The organism is Bradyrhizobium sp. AZCC 1588 (assembly GCF_036924735.1).
In the GTDB taxonomy this organism is placed as follows: Bacteria; Pseudomonadota; Alphaproteobacteria; order Rhizobiales; family Xanthobacteraceae; genus Bradyrhizobium.
Genome location: NZ_JAZHSC010000001.1, coordinates 3,443,601 through 3,463,583 on the forward strand (window position 1 = coordinate 3,443,601; position 19,983 = coordinate 3,463,583).

General features: G+C 62.5%; 15 protein-coding genes and 3 pseudogenes. 9 read left to right on the plus strand and 9 right to left on the minus strand.

Going from position 1 to position 19,983, the window contains the following annotated elements:
- Positions 1-69: 69 nt before the first annotated feature.
- From V1277_RS16100 to V1277_RS16115, 4 genes and pseudogenes are all read left to right on the plus strand, one after another.
- Positions 70-864, plus strand: a complete 795-nt coding sequence (locus V1277_RS16100; RefSeq protein ID WP_334420390.1) for an ABC transporter ATP-binding protein — start codon at positions 70-72, stop codon at positions 862-864.
- Positions 861-1,679 carry an ABC transporter permease gene (locus V1277_RS16105; RefSeq protein ID WP_334417173.1) on the plus strand — a complete coding sequence of 273 codons (819 nt, stop codon included), beginning with the start codon at positions 861-863 and terminating at the stop codon, positions 1,677-1,679. Before V1277_RS16100 ends, V1277_RS16105 begins: the two co-directional genes overlap by 4 nt.
- A gap of 128 nt (positions 1,680-1,807) precedes the next feature.
- Entirely contained in the window at positions 1,808-3,157 is a 1,350-nt protein-coding gene (locus V1277_RS16110) for a polyhydroxyalkanoate depolymerase (protein ID WP_334417174.1), read from the plus strand.
- 196 nt (positions 3,158-3,353) lie between these two features.
- Positions 3,354-4,204: pseudogene (locus V1277_RS16115) on the plus strand (M48 family metallopeptidase).
- Positions 4,205-4,351: 147 nt separating this feature from the next.
- On the opposite strand, the gene V1277_RS16120 reads toward V1277_RS16115, so the two are convergent.
- Positions 4,352-6,568, minus strand: a complete 2,217-nt coding sequence (locus V1277_RS16120; protein WP_334417175.1) for a transglycosylase domain-containing protein — start codon at positions 6,566-6,568, stop codon at positions 4,352-4,354.
- A 145-nt stretch (positions 6,569-6,713) separates the two neighbouring features.
- Between V1277_RS16120 and V1277_RS16125 the strand changes: the two genes are divergently transcribed.
- Positions 6,714-7,139: a DUF1330 domain-containing protein gene (locus V1277_RS16125; RefSeq protein WP_334417176.1), complete on the plus strand. Its 426-nt coding sequence runs from the start codon at positions 6,714-6,716 to the stop codon at positions 7,137-7,139.
- Positions 7,140-7,215: 76 nt separating this feature from the next.
- Here the strand turns inward: V1277_RS16125 and V1277_RS16130 are convergent, their stop codons facing one another.
- The 3 genes from V1277_RS16130 to V1277_RS16140 form a co-directional block, all read right to left on the minus strand.
- A complete protein-coding gene (locus tag V1277_RS16130; protein WP_334417177.1) occupies positions 7,216-8,442 on the minus strand; it encodes an ABC transporter substrate-binding protein in 1,227 nt (408 codons plus the stop codon).
- A 371-nt stretch (positions 8,443-8,813) separates the two neighbouring features.
- Positions 8,814-10,037 carry an ABC transporter substrate-binding protein gene (locus tag V1277_RS16135; protein ID WP_334417178.1) on the minus strand — a complete coding sequence of 408 codons (1,224 nt, stop codon included), beginning with the start codon at positions 10,035-10,037 and terminating at the stop codon, positions 8,814-8,816.
- Positions 10,038-10,167: 130 nt separating this feature from the next.
- Positions 10,168-10,332, minus strand: coding sequence for a hypothetical protein (locus V1277_RS16140; protein ID WP_334417179.1), 165 nt, complete (start codon positions 10,330-10,332; stop codon positions 10,168-10,170).
- Between V1277_RS16140 and V1277_RS16145 the strand changes: the two are divergent.
- Positions 10,316-10,822, plus strand: a pseudogene (locus V1277_RS16145) (methylated-DNA--[protein]-cysteine S-methyltransferase); the annotation flags it as partial. The gene V1277_RS16140 and the pseudogene V1277_RS16145 overlap by 17 nt on opposite strands.
- Before the next feature lie 859 nt (positions 10,823-11,681).
- Here V1277_RS16145 and V1277_RS16150 read toward each other — a convergent pair.
- From V1277_RS16150 to V1277_RS16165, 4 genes and pseudogenes are all read right to left on the minus strand, one after another.
- Positions 11,682-12,068: a response regulator transcription factor gene (locus tag V1277_RS16150; RefSeq protein WP_334417180.1), complete on the minus strand. Its 387-nt coding sequence runs from the start codon at positions 12,066-12,068 to the stop codon at positions 11,682-11,684.
- A gap of 94 nt (positions 12,069-12,162) precedes the next feature.
- Positions 12,163-12,834 (minus strand): response regulator transcription factor, encoded by a 672-nt coding sequence (locus V1277_RS16155; RefSeq protein ID WP_334417181.1) that lies wholly within the window; start codon positions 12,832-12,834, stop codon positions 12,163-12,165.
- Positions 12,831-13,946 carry a sensor histidine kinase gene (locus V1277_RS16160; protein WP_334417182.1) on the minus strand — a complete coding sequence of 372 codons (1,116 nt, stop codon included), beginning with the start codon at positions 13,944-13,946 and terminating at the stop codon, positions 12,831-12,833. Before V1277_RS16160 ends, V1277_RS16155 begins: the two co-directional genes overlap by 4 nt.
- 52 nt (positions 13,947-13,998) lie before the next feature.
- Positions 13,999-14,643: pseudogene (locus V1277_RS16165) on the minus strand (PAS domain-containing protein); the annotation flags it as partial.
- Between the two features lie 371 nt (positions 14,644-15,014).
- On the opposite strand from V1277_RS16165, the gene V1277_RS16170 reads away from it, so the two are divergent.
- Positions 15,015-15,278 carry a hypothetical protein gene (locus V1277_RS16170; protein ID WP_334417183.1) on the plus strand — a complete coding sequence of 88 codons (264 nt, stop codon included), beginning with the start codon at positions 15,015-15,017 and terminating at the stop codon, positions 15,276-15,278.
- Between the two features lie 199 nt (positions 15,279-15,477).
- On the opposite strand, the gene V1277_RS16175 is transcribed toward V1277_RS16170, so the two are convergent.
- Complete coding sequence (locus V1277_RS16175; protein ID WP_334417184.1) at positions 15,478-18,273, minus strand: [protein-PII] uridylyltransferase; 2,796 nt, start codon at positions 18,271-18,273, stop codon at positions 15,478-15,480.
- Between the two features lie 209 nt (positions 18,274-18,482).
- On the opposite strand from V1277_RS16175, the gene V1277_RS16180 reads away from it, so the two are divergent.
- Both V1277_RS16180 and V1277_RS16185 read left to right on the plus strand, forming a co-directional pair.
- A complete protein-coding gene (locus V1277_RS16180; protein WP_334371258.1) occupies positions 18,483-18,992 on the plus strand; it encodes an OsmC family protein in 510 nt (169 codons plus the stop codon).
- Between the two features lie 181 nt (positions 18,993-19,173).
- Positions 19,174-19,968, plus strand: coding sequence for a hypothetical protein (locus V1277_RS16185; RefSeq protein WP_334417185.1), 795 nt, complete (start codon positions 19,174-19,176; stop codon positions 19,966-19,968).
- The last annotated feature ends 15 nt before the right edge of the window (positions 19,969-19,983 follow it).

Here is a 19,983-nt window from a genome sequence, read left to right on the forward strand (position 1 = left end):
GGTTCTCCCGCCGTCCAGGAGTGCAAAGCCTTGCGCTATCAGCCGCAATGGCTCAATGAACGGGCCGTAATGGCCGATAGCGAGACAGTACCAGCGCAATCGCCCGCGGCCGGGCCGCAAGGTCCCGCCGCGATCGAGGTTGCGCATCTGATAAAACTCTACAAGACCACCCGCGCGGTCGACGATATCTCGTTCCGGATCGCGCGCGGCAGCGTCACCGGGCTGCTCGGCGGCAATGGCGCCGGCAAGACCACGACCATTGCCATGATCATGGGGCTGGTGCTGCCGACCTCGGGCCGCGTCCAGGTGCTGGGACATGCGATGCCGGAGCAGAGCGCCGAGGTGCTCGGGCGGATGAATTTCGAGAGCCCGTATGTCGACATGCCGATGCGGCTCACGGTGCGGCAGAACCTCACGATTTTCGGCCGGCTCTATGCGGTGGAGAATCTCGCCGAGCGCATTGAGCAGCTCGCCTCCGACCTCGACCTTAAAGATTTTCTCGATCGCGCCAATGGCAAGCTATCGGCCGGACAGAAGACCCGCGTCGCGCTGGCAAAGGCGCTGATCAACCAGCCGGAGCTGCTGTTGCTCGACGAGCCGACGGCCTCGCTCGATCCGGATACCGCCGACTGGGTGCGGCAGCATTTGCAGGACTATCGCAGGACCCACGACGCCACCATCCTGCTGGCCTCGCACAACATGCTGGAAGTGGAGCGGCTGTGCGACCGCGTCATCATCATGAAGCGCGGCCGCATCGAGGATGACGACAGTCCCGACCAGATCATGGCGCGCTACAACCGCACCACGCTGGAAGACGTGTTTCTCGACGTCGCGCGCGGCCGGGTGGCGGAGACCGCGCCATGAGCGCTACCGACACCCATCACGGGATCTCCGCGCACCGCATCCAGGCGATGGTGCTGCGCTACTGGTATCTCCTGATGTCGTCCTGGCCGCGGCTGTTGGAGCTGATCTACTGGCCGGCGCTGCAGATCATCACCTGGGGCTTTCTGCAGAACTACATCGCGCAGAATGACAATTTCTTCGCGCGCGCCGGCGGCACGCTGATCGGCGCTGTGATCCTCTGGGACATCCTGTTCCGCGGGCAGCTCGGCTTTTCGATTTCGTTTCTCGAGGAGATGTGGGCGCGCAACCTCGGCAACCTCATGATGAGCCCGCTGAAGCCGATCGAGTTCCTGATCTCGCTAATGATCATGAGCCTGATCCGGCTCGCGATCGGCGTGATTCCGATGACGCTGCTGGCGCTGTTCTTCTTCGATTTCAATTTCTTCGCGATCGGCCTGCCGCTGATCGCGTTCTTCTGCAACCTGATCTTCACGAGCTGGTCGATCGGGATCTTTGTTTCTGGCCTGGTGCTGCGCAACGGGCTGGGCGCCGAGAGCATCGTCTGGACGATGATGTTCGGCTTGATGCCGCTCGCCTGTGTCTACTATCCGGTCGCGGTGCTGCCGGCCTGGCTGCAATGGATCGCGTGGATGCTGCCGCCGACCTATGTGTTCGAGGGCATGCGCGCGCTATTGATCGATCACGTGCTTAGAGCCGACCTGATGGTCTGGTCACTTGCCATCAACACGGTGCTCTTTACCGCTTCCTTTGCGATCTTCCTCGCTCTTTTGCGCAGTGCCAAACATCACGGATCTTTGCTCGGGGGTGGCGAATAAGTCACAGTTTCCCGTGGTTTTCCGGGGTTTCTACGCCTTTTGGCGCGTGGACAGGCCCGTTCGGCGCATTGACGCATTATTTCGCATTCTGCACTATGCTGCGGCGCAAACAGAAGGTCAGAAATAAAATGCCGATTGGTGAGTTTGGCGGCGCACCGCCGCTGGTGGCCGAAGGCAGTCCGGCGCTCACGACGCCGATGTACTGGATGTACGAAATGGGCCACGCGTCGCTCAATCCGGCGCGCGCCGTGACCGATGCCACCAAGATCCTGTTTCAAAACCCGCTTAATCCGTGGTCGCACACCCAATTCGGCAAATCGATCGCGGCGGCCTGCGAATTGTTCGAGCGCACCACGCGCCGCTACGGCAAGCCCGAATGGGGGCTCGACTTCACCGAGGTTAACGGCATCCACACGCCGGTCGAGGTCCGCTCGATCTGGGAAAAGCCGTTCTGCCGTTTGCTGCACTTCGATCGTAAGCTGACCCGGCCGCTGCGCGCGCCCCATCCGCGCGTCCTGATCGTGGCGCCGATGTCCGGCCATTACGCGACGCTGCTGCGCGGCACGGTCGAGGCGTTCCTGCCGACGCATGAAGTCTACATCACCGACTGGTCCGACGCGCGTATGGTTCCCCTCACCGAGGGTCGCTTCGATCTCGATGACTACGTCGATTACGTCATCGAGATGCTGCATGTGCTCGGCGGCAACATGCACGTGATCGCGGTGTGTCAGCCTTCGGTGCCCGTGGTGGCGGCAGTCTCCGTGATGGAAGCCGTGCGCGATCCCTTCGTGCCGCTGTCGATGACCTTGATGGGCGGCCCGATCGATACCCGCCGCAACCCGACCTCGGTGAACAACCTCGCGGCCGAGCGCGGCATCGACTGGTTCCGCAACCATGTCATCACCAAAGTGCCGTTCCCGCATCCCGGCGTGATGCGCGACGTCTATCCGGGCTTTTTGCAGCTCTCGGGTTTCATCAGCATGAACCTCGACCGCCACACCGACGCGCACAAGGCGCTGTTCAACAATCTGGTGAAGGGCGACGGCGACATGGTCGACAAGCACCGCGAGTTCTACGACGAGTACCTCGCGGTCATGGATCTGACGGCGGAGTATTACCTGCAGACCGTCGATCTCGTGTTCGTCAAGCACGCGTTGCCCAAGGGCGAGATGACTCACCGTGGCAAGCCGGTCGATCCGTCAAAGATCCGGCGCGTGGCGCTGATGACGGTGGAAGGCGAGAACGACGACATCTCGGGGCTCGGCCAGACCGAAGCGACGCACGCTTTGTGCCCCCATATTCCCGATCATCGCCGCGTGCATTACGTGCAAAAGGGCGTCGGACACTACGGCGTGTTCAACGGATCGCGATTCCGTTCCGAAATCGTGCCGCGCATCTCCGATTTCATGATGTCGGCGACGAATACCAATGAGTCAGCGGCTAAGATCAAGCCAACATTGGTCCGTGCGGCCGAATAGCGCGCCGGCGGCACCGATTCCGTCTCGCCGATAAGTTGCTGAGAAGATTCAAACAATCCGGATTCCGGTCGAATCAAGGGGTGAGTTCAGACTCATTCCTTGACGCCGTTTTTGACGTCCGGTTCCGTCAAAAATTTTGGGTTCCAGCCCCTGCCCCTAGGGGCGATTCGTCGCCCAGCCCCTGTATATTGGGCAAATGATTTGTTTTTGCGCCGAGCGATTTAGATGCGATTTCCTTGGCGGCGGATATGGCAGAATCCGGGCGAACTCCTGCTCCCCGGACTCCAAGAAATGGCTACTCGCGCCCTCCTTTATCGGCGGCCCGCCGAACCCGCGACTCTTTTGGTCAAACACTGCTCGCAAGTCTTTGCGATCAGGCTGCGCCGACATCGGCGGGCGCGGCGTTACACCTTGCGCATTCATCCAACCGATCGCGAAGCCATCCTGACGATGCCGCCGCGCGGCACGCTCGCGGAAGCCAAGGACTTTGCGCAGCTTCACGGCGGCTGGATCGCCGCCCGTCTCGGCCGTTTGCCGAAGGCTGCGCCCTTTCAACCCGGCACGATCGTACCGTTGCGCGGCGTGCCGCATCGCCTGGTGCATCGCGCCGGCGAACGCGGCACGGTGTGGACCGAAACCCGCGACAGCGGCGAGAAGATTTTATGCGTGGCCGGCGGCTACGATCACATGGACCGACGCGTCCACGACTTCCTCAAGCGCGAAGCGCGCAAGGATCTGCACAAGGCATCGCTCGCCTATGCCGGGGAACTTGGCGTGCGGGTCAGGCGGGTGTCGATCCGCGATCAGTCGAGCCGCTGGGGTTCGTGCACCTCGGCCGGGTCGTTGTCGTATTCCTGGCGATTGATCCTCGCACCGCCCTACGTGCTCGACTATCTCGCCGCCCATGAGGTGGCGCATCTCGTCGAGATGAACCATTCAGCCAGGTTCTGGAGGGTTGTCGACCGCATCTGCATTCATGTCGAACGCGCCAAGCGCTGGCTCGACACCCACGGCAACGATTTGCATCGTTACGGGGTTGAGGATTAGTCGCTCCTGCACGCACTATTGTCATCGCACGGCTTGACCGGGCGACCCAGTATTCCAGAGACGGTGGTGATCAGCCGAGAGGCCGCGGCGTACTGGATACCCCGCCTTCGCGGGGTATGACGGCCTGAAATCGTGGCGCGCGTATCGCTACCTTCCAAACAGCCGATCCACCAGCCAGCCATCGAGTCCTGCCGCGGCTTCCGGCCGCGCATTCGGATTGGGCGGCGGCGCGGAGGTTCGTGCCGGCGCAGGCCGATATCCGCCACCTGATGGGACCGGCGTTGACTGCGGCGGCTGTGCACTGACCTGCGACGCGGTCTGGAACATGTTCGACAAAAATCCGCCGCGCTGCGCGTTCGGCAGGCCCGCCACCGGCACGCCCTGATGCGCGGAGCGCATGAAGCGGGTCCATACTTCCACCGGCAGGCCGCCGCCGGTCGCCTTCTTGGTCGGCGAGTTGTCGTCATTGCCGAGCCAGACGCCGGTGACGAGATTGGCCGTGTAGCCGATGAACCAGGCGTCGCGGAAATCCTGGCTGGTGCCGGTCTTGCCGGCGGCCATCCAGCCCGGAATCTCTGCTTTCCGCGCGGTGCCCGAGAGCAGCGTCTCCTGCATCATCGTGTTCATCATCGCGACATGGCGCGGCTCGATCACCTGGCCGAGCGGATCGGCCGTGCGCCTGTACAGCACCTTGCCTTCGTTGGTGCGAATCTTCGTCACCACATGCGGGGAGACGCCGAGTCCGCCATTGGCAAACGGCGCATAGGCGCCCACCAGCTCAATGACCGAGACTTCCGAGGTGCCGAGCGCGATCGAGGGATTGGCCTCGAGTTTTGATGAAATCCCGAGCCGGTGCGCGGTCCGCACCACGTTCTTCGGCCCCACTTCCAGGCCGAGCCGCACCGCGACCGTGTTGAGCGACATCGCCAGCGCCTGCGTCAGCGTCACCGAGCCGAAATATTCATGCGTATAGTTCTCCGGCCGCCAGCCTTTCAGGTCGAGCGGCGCGTCCTGTCGGATCGTTTCCGGCGAAAGCCCGCCCTCGATCGCGGTCAGGTAGATGAACGGCTTGAACGCCGAGCCGGGCTGGCGTTTGGCGGTGACTGCGCGGTTATACTGGCTCTCGGCGTAGTTCCGCCCGCCCACCATGGCGCGCACCGCGCCGTCGGGCGTCATCGCGACCAACGCGCCTTGCGTGACATGGAACTTCACGCTCTTGGCCGCCAGCTCGTCGATGATCGCGGCTTCCGCCACGCTCTGCAGCTTCGGATCGATCGTGGTCTCGACCACGATGCTCTGGTCGATCTGGCCGACGAGATCGTCGAGCACTTCGCCGATCCAGTCGGCGACGTAGTTGATGGTGCCGGCGCCGGCCGGCCTCACGTTGTAGGAGGGATGGCCGATCGAAGCCTTGGCCTGGGCGTCGCTGATGAACTTGGCTTCCGCCATCGCCGCGAGCACGATCTGGGCGCGCGCTTCCGCGCCCTCGGGGTTGCGGTTCGGCGCCAGCCGCGACGGCGACTTGACGAGACCGGCCAGCATCGCGGCTTCCGCGACCGTGACGTTCTTCGCCGGCTTGCCGAAATAACGCTGCGCCGCCGCCTCGACGCCATAGGCGCCGGAGCCGAAATAGACGCGGTTCAGGTAAAGCTCGAGAATTTGGTTCTTGGAATGCTTGCGCTCCAGCCATAGCGCGAGCTCCACTTCCTGCAGCTTGCGCGCGATCGTCCGTTCCTGGGTCAGGAACAGGTTTTTCGCGAGCTGCTGCGTCAGCGTCGAGCCGCCCTGCGAAACGCCGCGATGCAGGATGTTGGCGACCGCCGCGCGTGCAATGCCGACCGGATCGATGCCGTAATGCGAATAGAAGCGGCGGTCCTCGATCGCGATGAACGCCTTCGGCAGATAGGGCGGCAGATCCTTCAGCGCGACATTGGCGCCCGGCGCTTCGCCGCGCGAGGCCAGCACGCTGCCGTCGATGCCGACAATCTGGATGGTTGGCGGGCGCTTTGGAATTTCCAGCGACTGGATTGCCGGCAGATGCGCGCCGACCCAGACCACGACGCCGATGATCGCGATCGCCGCCCACAGGCCGAGCACCGCGCCCCAATAAACGAGACGGCCAAACCTGAAGCGGCGTTTCGAGCGCCGCTTCGCTCCGCTACGCGCCGCGCGCGGCTTACGCTCGCGCGGCGGCTCGTCCTCGTCGTCATCGTGCTTGCGCTTCGGCACTGGCTTTTTCGGTTTGTCGTCGTCGGTGGCTGCCGGAATGCGATCCTCGGGCGAGAGGCGCAGCTCCGCGAGCGCTGCCGGAAGCCCAAACAGCGGCTCCTTGCGTCCGCCGCTCTTTTTCCGTCTCCACGTCATGCCAAACGCCGTTCACACCCGTCCCGCCGCACGCTACCGGTCGCTGTTTAAGGGTCGGTTACGGAAAGGTTAATGCCGGATTAGGAGGTGCGGCGGGGCTGTACTAGGATTGACGCAAACGACAGCGTTTGCAGGAGAAAACGGCATGGGCCATATCGATCCGACCAAGGAAGTGTTTGCGCAATTTCGGGCCAATGACCGGCCGGGTCCGATCCACATGCTCAATCTGGTCCGGCTGCGCGCCGAGGCGGCCTACCCCGACGGCCGCAAGGCGACCGGCGCGGAGGCCTATGCCGCCTATGGGCGCGAAAGCGGTCCGGTGTTCGAACGGCTCGGCGGACGGATCGTGTGGCAGGGCAGGTTCGAGCTGATGCTGATCGGACCGCAGGAGGAGCGCTGGGACCATTGCTTCATCGCCGAATATCCGAGCGTTGCGGCGTTTGCGGAAATGATCCGCGATCCCGTCTACCGCGAGGCGGTAAAGCACCGCCAGGCCGCGGTCGAGGATTCCCGCCTGATCCGCCACGCCGTGCTGCCGGCGGGCAAGACGTTCGGCGAGATTCCGAAGTAGGGTTCGAAAAAATCGGCGGCCCCGAGGGGCCGCCGATCGCTTCTTTCCGCCGATTGTTTCGATTGGTTCGCCGCGACTAGCCCGCCGGACCTGCGTCCTCAAGGATCGGGCCGAACATTTCCCAACGCTCGCCGTTGAACTTCATCATCTGCAGTTGCTTGTTGACGCGATAGTCGGTCGGCGTGGTGGTCACCGAGATGCCCGGCAGCAGCAGGTCGAGTTGAACGTTCTTCAGGTTGGTGGCCTGTTTCAACACGTTCTCGCGGGTCAGATTGTCACCGCATGCCTTCAGCACATGGATCAGCAATTGCGTGGTCATGTAGCCATAGGAGTTGAAGCTCGAGTCCTTGTCGCCCTCGGGATAGTACTTCGCCATGAACTCGAAATACTTCTTCATGCCGGCGTCGTCCTTCCAGGTCGGATCGAGCGGATCCTTGCCGTAGTTGACGCTGATCACTCCCTTGGAGGCTTCGAGCCCCGCAGGCTTCATGACCGCGCCGACGGAGGTCGCGTTGATGTCGAGGATGTGCACCGGCTTCCAGTTGAGTTCGGCGATCTTCTTGATGGCCTGCGCCGCCTGCTTGGGCGTCGTCGCCGAGAAGAACAGGTCCGCGCCGGCGTCCTTGATCTTGAGGATCTGCGAATCGATGGTCGGGTCGGAGACTTCGTAGGAAGCTTCCGCCACCACCATCTTCGCGGCCTTGTCGCCGAGGCCGGCCTTGATGCCGTTCAGATAGTCCTTACCGAGGTCATCGTTCTGATAGAGGATGCCGATCTTGGCGTTCGGATGTTCCTTCAGGATGTACTGGCCGTAGATGCGCCCTTCGACGAAGTAGTTGGGGTTGAAGCCCATCGTCCACGGGAAATTCTTCGGATCGGTAAACTTCGACGCGCCGGTGGCGGCAAACAGCTGCGGCACCTTCTTCGAGTTGAGATATTTCTGGACCGCTGCGTTCGAAGGCGTTCCGAGAACCTGGAAGGTCAGCAGCACCTCGTCGCTCTCGACCAGCTTGCGCACCTGCTCGACCGCCTTGGGCGGCGAGTAGGCGTCGTCATACTGGATCAGATTGATCTTGCGGCCATTCACGCCGCCCTGGTCGTTGATCATCTTGATATAGGCCGCCTGGGTCTTGCCGATCGTGGCATAGGAGGAGGCGGGGCCGCTGAATGGATTGGTTTGCCCGATCTTGATCTCGGTATCGGTTGCGCCGGTGTCGTACTTTTTCTGCGCCGACGCCGTCGAAACCGACAGCGCAAGCGCGAGCGCCGTGCCGGTGGCCAGATGGAAAATACCCTTCCTCATAATGCTGCATTCCTCGTGAGTTTATGATTGAGCCGATGAGCTTGCCCGCTGCCGTTAGGCCGGGCGCGCCTCATCGCTGCCGCAATAGTGGCGGAAGCCATGTTGCAATGCAAGACGCAGTTGGGGATGCAGGACTTTTTGGTGAAGGAGGCGGGTTCCGCCTGCACAAAAAGAATCCAATGCGCCGCTTGCCTTCAATTAATGCAAAGGCTCAGAGGAGATCTCGTGTCCCGGACGCGGGGCAGCCTAGGCGATGCGAAGCATCGTCCGGTAGCGCTGCTCCGCAGAGCCGGTACCCAATACAGAGAGCGGCGGTGGGTCCTGGCTCTGCGGCGCATCGTTGCACGCTGCGCCGCGTCCGGGACACGGGCCTAACCGCTCGGTCCGGTATCCTCGATGATCGGGCCGAACAGCTCCCAGCGCTCGCCGTTGAACTTCATCATCTGCATCTGCTTGTTGATACGGTAGTCGGTCGGCGAGGTGTTGGTGACCATGCCGGGCAGCGACAGGCTGCCGGTGAGGTTCTTCAGATTGGCCGCCTGCTTCATGATGTTTTCGCGGGTGAGATTGTCGCCGCATTGCTGCAGGATCTTCACCAGCAATTCCGCCGTCGCGTAGCCATACGTGTTGACGGTGTTGAGCTTGTCGCCCTCCGGGTAATATTTGTCCATGAAGGCGAAATAGGCCTTGATGCCGGGATCGTCCTTCCACTGCGGATCGCCCGGATCCTTGCCGTAGTTGGTCGAGATGATGTCCTTGGAGATGTCGAGGCCCGCCGGCTTCAGCGTCGCCGAAACCGGGCTGGCATTGATGTCGAGGATATGGACCGGCTTCCAGCCGAGGTCGGCGACCTTCTTGATCGCTTGCGCCGCAAACTTCGGCGTCGAGGCGTCGTAGAGCAGGTCGGCGCCGGCTGCTTTCAATTTGACGATCTGTGAGTCGATGGTCGGATCGGTCAGCTCGTAGGAGACTTCGGCGACGATCATTGACGCGGCCTTGGAGCCGAGCCCTTCCTTCAGGCCCGTGACGTAGTCGCGGCCGAGATCGTCGTTCTGATAGAGAATGCCGATCTTGGCGTTGGGATGATTTTGCAGAATGTATTTGGCGTAGATGCGCCCTTCCGACTGGTAATTGGGATTGTATCCCATGGTCCAGGGGAAGTTCTTGGGATCGGTGAATTTCGAGGCGCCGGTCGCGGCGAGGAGCTGCGGCACCTTCTTGGCGTTGAGGTATTTCTGCACGGCGGCGTTCGAGGGCGTGCCGATGATCTGGAAGGTGAACAGCACCTCGTCGCTCTCGACCAGCTTGCGCACCTGCTCGACGGCTTTCGGCGGCGAGTAGGCGTCGTCATACTGGATCAGGTTGATCTTGCGGCCGTTGATGCCGCCTTTTTCGTTGATCATCCTGAAGTAGGCGGCCTGCGTCTTGCCGATGCCGGCATAGGCGGAGGCCGGTCCCGAGAACGGAACGGTCTGGCCGATCTTGATCTCGGTATCGCTCGCGCCGGTATCGTATTTCTTCTGCGCGTTGGCGGGTGACGCCAGCGCGATCGCGACCGCCGTGCCTGCGATCAGATGAAGAACGCCACTTCTCATATCGCTGCTCCCTTCCCATAATCTCGACCGATGATCCTGTTCCGGTCATCCGTTCGGAAGGCCGGACGTCATCGTTGGGAGCGAGTGTGGCGGAACGGTTTTGCCAATGCAAGGCAGTACGGGGAGGCCGTTATGCCAGCCGGAGCAGCACCAAGGCGAGCGCCGTGGGCGCCGCCTGCACGTAGAGGATCCGGACAACCGGCAGCGGAATTCGGGTGGACACCAATACGCCGCAGGTGAAAAGTGCGGGCCGCTCGCGGATATTTTCAGGGGTGACGATGCCGGAGAACTTCAACCTCGACCGCCTGCCAACGCCGATCGGCACGGCGCTATTGGTTACCGATGCGGACGGCCTGCTCCGCGCGCTGGACTGGGAAGACTATGAGCCGCGCATGAAGCAATTGCTGCGCCTGCATTATGGCGCGGTGAATTTGAACAACGGGCGGGCGCCGCGTGATTTGCGCGCCGCCTTGACCGGCTATTTCAAGGGTGACCTCGACCGCCTCGCAGCGATCGAATGGCGCGTCGCCGGCACGCCGTTCCAGCAGAAGGTCTGGAACGCGCTACCGAAGATCGCGGCAGGGACAACGATGAGCTATGGCGCGCTCGCCGCAAAACTTCGGATGCCACGCGCCGTCCGCGCCGTCGGCCATGCCAACGGTTCGAATCCGATCAGCGTGGTCCTGCCCTGCCACCGCCTGATCGGCGCCAACGGTTCGCTGGTGAAGTACGGCGGCGGCCTGGAGCGCAAGCGCTGGCTGCTCAAGCACGAGGGCGTGGAGATTGCGTGCTCGGGAACAGGAGAAGCGGATCGGCCGGGCGCGTTGCGCTCGGCGTCGTCACCCGTTTCAAGTCAATCGGGGTCACGGGGCGCGTTTCGCATGTCCGCGAAGGATATAGATGAATACAATCAGCAGAGGTCCCCACGCCAGCACTGCGCCCACCAGCATCGCATTTACTGTTGCCATGCTGGCTGCTCCGCGATCACCGGCACGATAGATGGTCTCTGTGCGCCGCAGGTTCCGGCACCTGGTAGAGCCACTTCCAATATGTCCGGTTGCGCTCCAGTTGACGCTTGTAGATCTCGCGGCACTTCGCCGAACAGAACTGCTGGAAGTACCAGCTACGCCGGACCAGCCCGAAGGGACGCTTGCATTCCGGATTTCCGCAACAATTTTTCATGACGCAGCCTCCGCATTGGCACGCCGTATCCAGCGAATGAAACTCTCGTGGCTCTTGTCGAGACAGAAGCGCCCGCAATAGCGTTCGCGCGCTGGATTTCGCAGAGAGATGATTTTGGGCCCTTCGCTGTCACACTCGGCGCAACGCAGTTCTGTACGCATGGCGACCTCCTTTCCGAGGAATTGCCGCTTGCCGATCAAAATGTGTGATGCTTCGCGCCCTTCGCTTCTCGAAGGACGATGCGAAGTCTGGCGCGGTCGCGGCTTATCTTCAATTCGTCCAGATGTTTGGCGAGATCATCCTTACGTATGCTGGCTCGCCCCGGAGCGTTTTCCAGCGAAAGCCTGCCCCGGACTTGATCCGGGGTGGACACCGGTTCGCGTCAAGAAAACGCGTCAAAACAAGAATCTAGTGCCCGGTTCTGATTCAATCAGAACCGAAAGGCTCGAGAGCCGGATCGGCTCATTTGGTTGCGGCCTCGCCATTTGGCGCCAGCGCGGCTTCGAGGCATTTGATCAGCGTTTCCCCGTCGCACGGCTTGCTCAAGAAGCAGGTCGCTCCCGCCTTCATGGCCCGGGCGCGGTCGCTTTCGACCGAAAAAGCCGTTACGAAGATGACGGGAAGGCGATGGCCGGTGGCGAGCAAATGAGCTTGCAGCTCGAGCCCGCTCATGGCGGGCATCCTGACATCCGTTATCACGCACGAAGTGTCATTCAGATGCGGCGATTGCAGAAACTCCTCGGCCGACGCAAATGAATGGACGACGTAACCAAGCGACCTGACGAGATTATGGGTCGCGGCGCGAACCGACCCGTCGTCGTCGATGATTGATATGGCCCGATTGGACAAGACGCTTCTTTCTGGAGACGACCAGAGGATGTCTTTTTGCTGTGCCGCCGCGTATCGGGAGAGTGCGCTGCAAATCAGCGAGGGAAAATCATACTTAGGTTTGCGCCCGGCCGGATGCAGGCCCGATCCCGAGTAGCTCGGCCATCCGTACCAGATCGGGCAGCGACTTCGCTCCCATTTTCCGCATGATATGCCCGCGATGTATCTTCACGGTGATCTCCGCCAGGCCAACTTCGGCGGCGATCTGCTTGTTCATGAGCCCCGACGTAACCAGCGCCATCACCTGTCGCTCCCGGGGAGTTAGCGTCGCGAAAAGCGCGTGCAGCTCCGAGAGAACCATCGCTTCGTTACGGCTGTTGCGGTCGCGCTCGATTGCCGCGGTTACGGCATCCAGCATGTCCTGATCGCGGAATGGCTTGGTCAAAAAATCGACGGCGCCGGCCTTCATCGCGCGGACCGTCATCGGAATATCGCCATGACCGGTCATGAAGATGATCGGAATGTGAATGTCGGCCTTGGCCAGTTCGGCCTGAAAGTCGAGGCCGCTCAGCCGGGGCAGCCTGATGTCAAGGATCAGACAACTGGGGGCATTCGGAAGCTTGTGCTGCAGAAACTCGTGAGCTGAACCGAACACCTCGACGCGCAATCCCACTGAGCGAAAGAGATTGCTCAGTGCCTCACGTACCGATGCGTCGTCGTCGATGACGAAGACCACCGGTTCCTCGACGCTTGCGAGGCTGGAAGGGGATGCCGGCCGCGCGGTCACGCTGCATCCTCCTGGGTTAACGGCAAGGTGAACTGGAATGTCGCGCCAGGGCCGGCATTTCCGGACGCGGACAGCCGCCCGCCATGAGCGCCGATGATGGAGCGGCAGATCGACAGGCCCATTCCCATGCCGCTGGATTTGGTGGTGAAGAAGGCGTCGAACAGCCGGCCAGCGTTCTCGGCTGCGAGGCCAACGCCGCAATCCTTCACCGTCACCACGATCTGCCCGTCTTCGTCCTGGCATGTCCGGATCACGAGCTCCCGCGCCCGGTCCGTGACCGGCTGCATCGCCTCGATGCCATTGATGACCAGGTTGAGAATGACCTGTTGCAACTGGACCCGATCGGCGATGACCAGCGGCAGGTCGGGGGAGAGCTCAAGCCGCAACGATACCTGGTGGCTGAGCAGCTCATGCTGCACGAGGCTGATGACCTCGTTGATGACATCGTTAATGTGAAGCGCTGCCTTCTGATCGGTCGCCTTGCTCACGAGCGCGCGGACCCGCTGGATCACTTCGCCGGCACGATTGCCGTCCTTGATGATCGCTTCCATTGTCCCGCGCGCTTCCTTCAGATCGGGAGGCTCACGGTCGAGCCAACGCCGGCATGCGGCGGCATTGGTGACCACGGCGGCGAGCGGCTGGTTCACTTCGTGGGCGATCGAGGCGGCAAGTTCACCGAGGGCAGTCACGCGCGTGACATGCGCAAGCGTCGCCTGCGCTTCATGCAATTCCATCTCGGCTCGCTTGCGCGCCGTGATATCGGTTACCGCCCCAACGAATTCGATGGCGCCGGATGCATCCTTCACCGCATGCGCGGTGGCGTGGACATGCTTGATCGAGCCGTCGGGCATCAGCAATCGATAGCTATGCGCGAAGTCCTTGCCCTCGCTGGACGCGCGGTCGATGGTCCGTTGCACGCGTCCGCGATCGTCCGGATGAATGCGTTGAATGACGGTGGCGAACTTGATGGAGGGAGCCTTTTTGAATCCAAATATTCTGAAAGTCTCTTCCGACCAGATGAGCTCGCCGCTGGTGACGCGCAAGCCGAAGCTGCCGGTGTGGCTCAATCGCTGGGCTTTGGCCAAATACATTTTCGCTCTGCCGCAGCGCATTTTCAGCCTGCTTGCGCTCCGTGATGTCCTCGCACGCGATCAGGACGATCAGTCGGCCGTCCAGCCGCCGCACCGCTTTGGCGTTCTCGCGAACCCAAAGGGTTGAGCCGTCCTTGCGAACCTTGCATATCTCCCAATTGTGGGTCTCGCCGATATTCTCCAGGCATATGGCGACGTTGCTCTGGGCGGCGCGTTGCTCTTCGGCAGGAAAGACTTTCAGCACGGATTTCCCGAGCAATTCGCTGACGGAGTAGCCAAGTTGTGCGGCGCCGAACGTGTTGACGGACAGCACGGTTCCCGTCGCATCGACCATGAAGTACATCACCGGGTTATGCTCGAACACCTCCTTCCATTGCGCCTGGCTATGACGCAGCTTCTCGATCGCGCGCGCTTCGGCGCTCAGGCGGCCCTCAAGCACGGCTTCCATCTGCCGCCGCGTACGCCCCACCAGGCCCATCATGATCAATGAGGCGGCAATCGAAGCGATGAGCAGCACGATCGCAATGAAATGAGGGGTGGTCGTCGGCGCCGGGCCGAGCAGCAGCCAGATTCCGGCCACCGCGCCCAACGCCAGCGCCATGCTGCCGAGCAGCCATTGCTCGGCTGAGCTCCGGGACTTTATCGTCGGCTTACGCATCATCAGCACTGACACTCGGCCATCCCGAGCGGCGCTGCGTCGCCAGGTGTTCGCGACCATCAGCGGCGACAACGTCGCCCTCCTAACAGGCTGGATACTAGCAGCTTTTCGGATTTCCGGCGGGTAAAATCGGCCGATCCTTTGCGGCACCTTGACCTCCAGGCGCGATCTTCCGTCGCGCGAGGGCAGGTTGCGATCCTAAACCTCGGTATGGTCCGCCCAACCGAATGGAACGTTTGGATCAACCTCCGTTCAATGGTCCGGTCCTTCTCGAAGACTACGCTGATTGGCTAACCGGATGGCGGCGGACCGCCGGTCCTCCATGCGGGAAGAGTGTTACGGAACACCCAACGAGCTGACCCCTTGCCGGTCGCAACCGTCGCTGTGGTCAAACGTCAGGGATCCACCGACCGAATTTCAGGGGGATTGATATGCCGAAAGCACACCTGCATTTGATCCTTTGCTCTGACGACATCGATCCCGAGACAAATCGCCGCGACCGCAGGTTTCAGCCTATCGTTATCGATGGAGGCAGGCGAACAAACGTCGTTCCGGCAGAGAACCCGTGCGAAGGCCTGTTTGACCTGTTCGATCTCGGCCTCCTGATTGCACAGGCAAACTATCTTACCTTCATCGCTGCGAGCTTGATCGCGCTCGAGTATCACGCTCGGGCTGCGGCCGAACGGACTACTTAGCAGCGCAGGGTGGGCAAAGGCGCGCATGCGCCGTGCCCACCATCTATCGGCGATCACTCTTCTCTGATGCGCGTCGTCCCTTCGTTCGCAGGGACGACAGTCCGTAGGATGGGTAGAGCGCAGCGAAACCCATCACTGTCTCTCCACATGATTGATGGGTATCGCTTCGCTCCACCCATCCTACGGGACTGAAAGAACCCTACGCCGCCGGCTTGGCGACGTTGTCTTCGGCAGAGAGCAGATGGATCAGCGCGCTCTTGATCGCAGCCTGCCGGGTCGGCGCGTTGATCTGGGCGCCGAGCAAATCGGTGACGTAGAACACGTCGCGGGCGCGCTCGCCGAAGGTCGCGACATGGGCGGAGGCGATGTTGAGGTTGAGCTTCGAGATCGCCGTGGTGAGCTGATACAACAGGCCGGGGCGGTCGAGGCCGGAGACCTCGATCACGGTGTAGCGGTCCGACCACTGGTTGTTGATGGTGACCTCCGGCTCGACCACGAAAGCGCGCACCTTTCCGCGGTTGGCGGCCTTGCGCGCCACCACTTCTGGCAGCCGCAATTTGCCCTCGAGCACGTGCTCGATCATCTCGCCGATGCGGGTCGCGCGCCGTCCCTCGTCCTCGTCGCGGTCATATTCCCTGGAGATCGAGATGGTGTCGAGCGCGCGGCCGTCGGTGGTGGTGTAGATCTGCGCGTCGACGATGTTGGCGCCGGCGGACGCGCAGGCGCCGGCGATGATCGACAGCAGCCACGGATGGTCGGTGGCCAGTATCGTCAATTCGGTAACGCCGCGCGCCTCGTCGAAGCCGACATTGATCGCGAGCTGATGCCCGGCCTGTTCGCTGGCGCGGATAAAGCGCGCCTGGCGGATTTTTCGCTGCAGATCGACCTTGAGCCAATAGGCCGGATAATGCCGCCCGATATAGGCATTGAGCTCCTCCTCCGGCCATTCGGTGAAGGCGGCGCGGAATTCCGACTGCGCCACCGCGATGCGCTGCGCGCGGTTCACTTCCGAGAAACCGCCGGTCAGGACCGGCTCGGTCTCGTAATACAGCGTGCGCAGCAACTGCGCCTTCCAGCCGTTCCACACCCCGGGGCCGACGCCCCTGATATCGGCGGTGGTCAGGATGGTCAGAAGCTTCATCTGCTCGACGGATTGCACGACGGCGGCAAAATTCTCGATCGTCTTGCGGTCGGAGAGGTCGCGCGACTGCGCCACCGTCGACATCGTCAGATGCTCTTCGATCAGCCAGGCCACCAGCTCGGTGTCGGCGGTGTTGAAGCCGAGCCGCGGGCACAATCGCCGCGCCACCCTGGCGCCCGCGATCGAATGATCCTCCGGACGGCCCTTGGCGACGTCGTGCAGCAAGGTCGCGACATAGATCACCGCGCGATGCTCGGGCTGGATCTTGCGGAACAGGTCGCTGGCGACCGTGAACTCGTCATTGCCGCCGCGCTCGATCTCCTGCAGGAAGCCGATGCAGCGGATCAGATGCTCGTCGACCGTATAATGGTGGTACATGTTGAACTGCATCATCGACACGATCTTGCCGAAGGCGCGGATGAAGTGACCGAGCACGCCGGTCTCGTTCATCCGCCGCAGCACGGTCTCGGCGTCGTTCGACGTCAGGATCTCCATGAACAGCCGGTTGGCTTCCGGATTTTCGCGAAGCTGGCTGTTCACCAGTTTCAGCGAGCGCGTCACCGTGCGCATCGCGTCGGGATGGAAGGCGAGGTTGTTTTTCTGCGCCAGATGGAAGATGCGGATCAGGTTGACCGGGTCGTGCTTGAAGACGTCGGTCGCGGCGAGGTTGATGCGGTTGTTGTCGATAATGAAGTCGTCGCTGTCGGGCACCCGCCGCCGCTTGGGGGCCGGCCGCAGCCGCGCCACCATCCGGCTCAGGACCGGCGCGGGCTTGGCCTGCTCCTCTTCCAGCTTGGCGCACAGGATCGCGGTGAGGTCGCCGACGTCCTTCGCCACCAGGAAGTAGTGCTTCATGAAGCGCTCGACATCCTGCATGCCGGGGTGCGAGGTATAGCCGAGGCGGACTGCGATCTCGCGCTGCATGTCGAAGGACAATCGTTCCTCGGCGCGCCCCGAGACGAAATGCAAATTGCAGCGCACCGACCACAGGAAATCGGCGCAGCGGCGAAAGGTGCGGTATTCCTGCGCGTCGAACACGCCGCGCTCGACCAACTCCCCGGTTTCGCGCACGCGGTAGACGTATTTGGCGATCCAGAACAGCGTGTGCAGGTCGCGCAAGCCGCCCTTGCCGTCCTTGACGTTGGGCTCGACCAAATAGCGCGATTGCCCGGCGCGGCGGTGGCGCTCCTCGCGCTCGGCGAGTTTGGCGGTGACGAAATCGGCAGCCGTGCCCTGCACGACGTCCTTGTCGAACCGGGCCACCAGCTCGTCATAGAGCGGCCGGTCGCCGGTCAAGAACCGCGTCTCCAGGATCGCGGTGCGGATCGTCATGTCGCCGCGCGCCTGGCGGATACACTCATCGACCGAGCGCGTGGCGTGGCCGACCTTCAATCCCATGTCCCACAGGCAATAGAGAATGGCTTCGGCGACCTGCTCGCCCCAGGCGGTCTGCTTGTAGGGCAGGATGAACAACAGATCGATGTCGGATTCCGGCGCCATCAGTCCGCGGCCGTAGCCGCCGGTGGCGACGACGGCCATGCGCTCGGCGCCAGAGGGCACGTGCGAGCGATAGAGATGCCGCGTCGCAGCCGCGTAGAGGATGCGGATAATTTCGTCCTGCATGAAGCAAAGCCGCTCCGCACAGCGGCGGCCGTGGCGATCCTTCAGCAGCACGGCCTGCGCGGTGGCGCGCGCCGCGATCATCTCGGCCTTGAGCAGTTGCGTCAGCGCCGAGCGGAACACGTCCTCGCGGCCGGCATGTTTTTCGGCCAGCGCATCGACCGCTGCGGTGATCCGCGCGGTATCGAAACGGTCATCCGCCCCGGAGCGGTCCTCTGTCACGATGCTGTCCATGATCTCCCCGATATCGGACGGCGCAGGGGCTGTCACGGGCGATTGTAAGGTCAACGCAAAGCTATGCCGCCGCCTCAGCGAATGCTAGCCATAACCCGTTGGAAAGGCGTGGATTTCCAAAATGTCATGCGCGCCGCCGCAGGGCGTGATGACAGCAGGTCGCTAGCCGATTATATCGGCTCACACAAACACAGTCGGGAGAGAGCAAGATGGACGCCGCCGAACTTCGCGCGATGCAGGCCCCGCTCAAGGAACGCTACAAGTCTGACCCTTCCGCCGCCGTCATTACCCTCAAAGCCAAAGGCTCGATCGACAATGAAGGCATCGCCTGTAAGGTCGAGACCGGCCGCGCGCTGGCGGTCGCCGGCCTTCACCCCGCCACCGGCGGCTCCGGCCTGGAGCTCTGCTCCGGCGACATGCTGCTCGAAGCCCTGGTCGCCTGTGCCGGCGTGACGCTGAAGTCGGTGGCCACCGCCACCGATATTCCCCTGAAGACCGGCAACGTCATCGCCGAGGGCGATCTCGATTTTCGCGGCACGCTCGGCGTCGACAAGGAAGCCCCGGTCGGCTTCGAGGAGATCCGCCTGCGCTTCGAGGTCGCAACCGACGCCCCGCAGGACAAGCTTGATCTGCTGCTCAAGCTGACGGAGCGTTATTGCGTGGTCTATCAGACCATCAAGAACGGCCCGAAGGTCTCGGTGTCGATGAAGCGGGTGTGATCGCTCGTTTACCCTCCCCTGGAGGGGGAGGGTCGACGCTCCCAAAGGGAGCGGCGGGGTGGGGTGAAGGTCCCTCCTCGCGAACAGTGCCCGAGTTGAGAGATCACCCCACCCCGTCGAGCATTTCGCTTCGCTCCATGCTCGTCGACCCTCCCCCTCCAGGGGAGGGTAAGAGGTCAGCATGTCCCCCGAACTCGCCTTCCTCCTGACGCTCGGCTTGCGCATGGCGATCACCGCGGCGTTCGTGGTGACGGCTTCCATCGTCACCGAACGCTCAGGCCCCGTCATCGGTGCGCTGATCGCGACGCTGCCGATCTCGGCGGGGCCGTCCTACGTATTCCTCGCGCTCGATCATGACGCGGCCTTCATCGCCGAGGGCGCGCTGGCGAGTCTGCCGATCAATGCCGCGACGATATTCCTGGGCCTGACTTACGTCGTGCTGGCGCAGCGCCACAGCGCGCTGCTCAGTTGCCTTGCGGCGGTCGCGGTGTGGATCGCGCTCGCCACGATCATCCGCTCCGTGCAATGGTCGCTCGCAGGCGGCCTGATCGTGAATGCCATTGCATTTGCCATCTGCGTCCCGCTGCTCGCCCGCTACCGCCACGCCAAAATGCCGCCGATCCGGCGCCGCTGGTACGACATTCCGCTGCGGGCATCGCTGGTCGCAACGCTGGTGGCGACCGTTGTCACCACCTCGAGCTGGGTCGGTCCCAAGATCAGCGGCATCATCGCGCTGTTCCCGATCGTGTTCACCTCGATGATGCTGATCCTGCATCCGCGCATCGGCGGTCCGCCGACGGCGGCCGTGCTTGCCAACAGCGCCTGGGGATTGATGGGGCTCGGCATCGCGATTGCCGTGCTGCATGTCGCCGCCCTGCAGTTCGGCTCGGCGATCGGGCTGAGCCTGGCGCTGGCGACGTGTGTGGGGTGGAATCTCGGCCTGTTCTGGTGGAGCAAGCGGAAGGCTGCGCACTAATCGCCGTCATCGCTT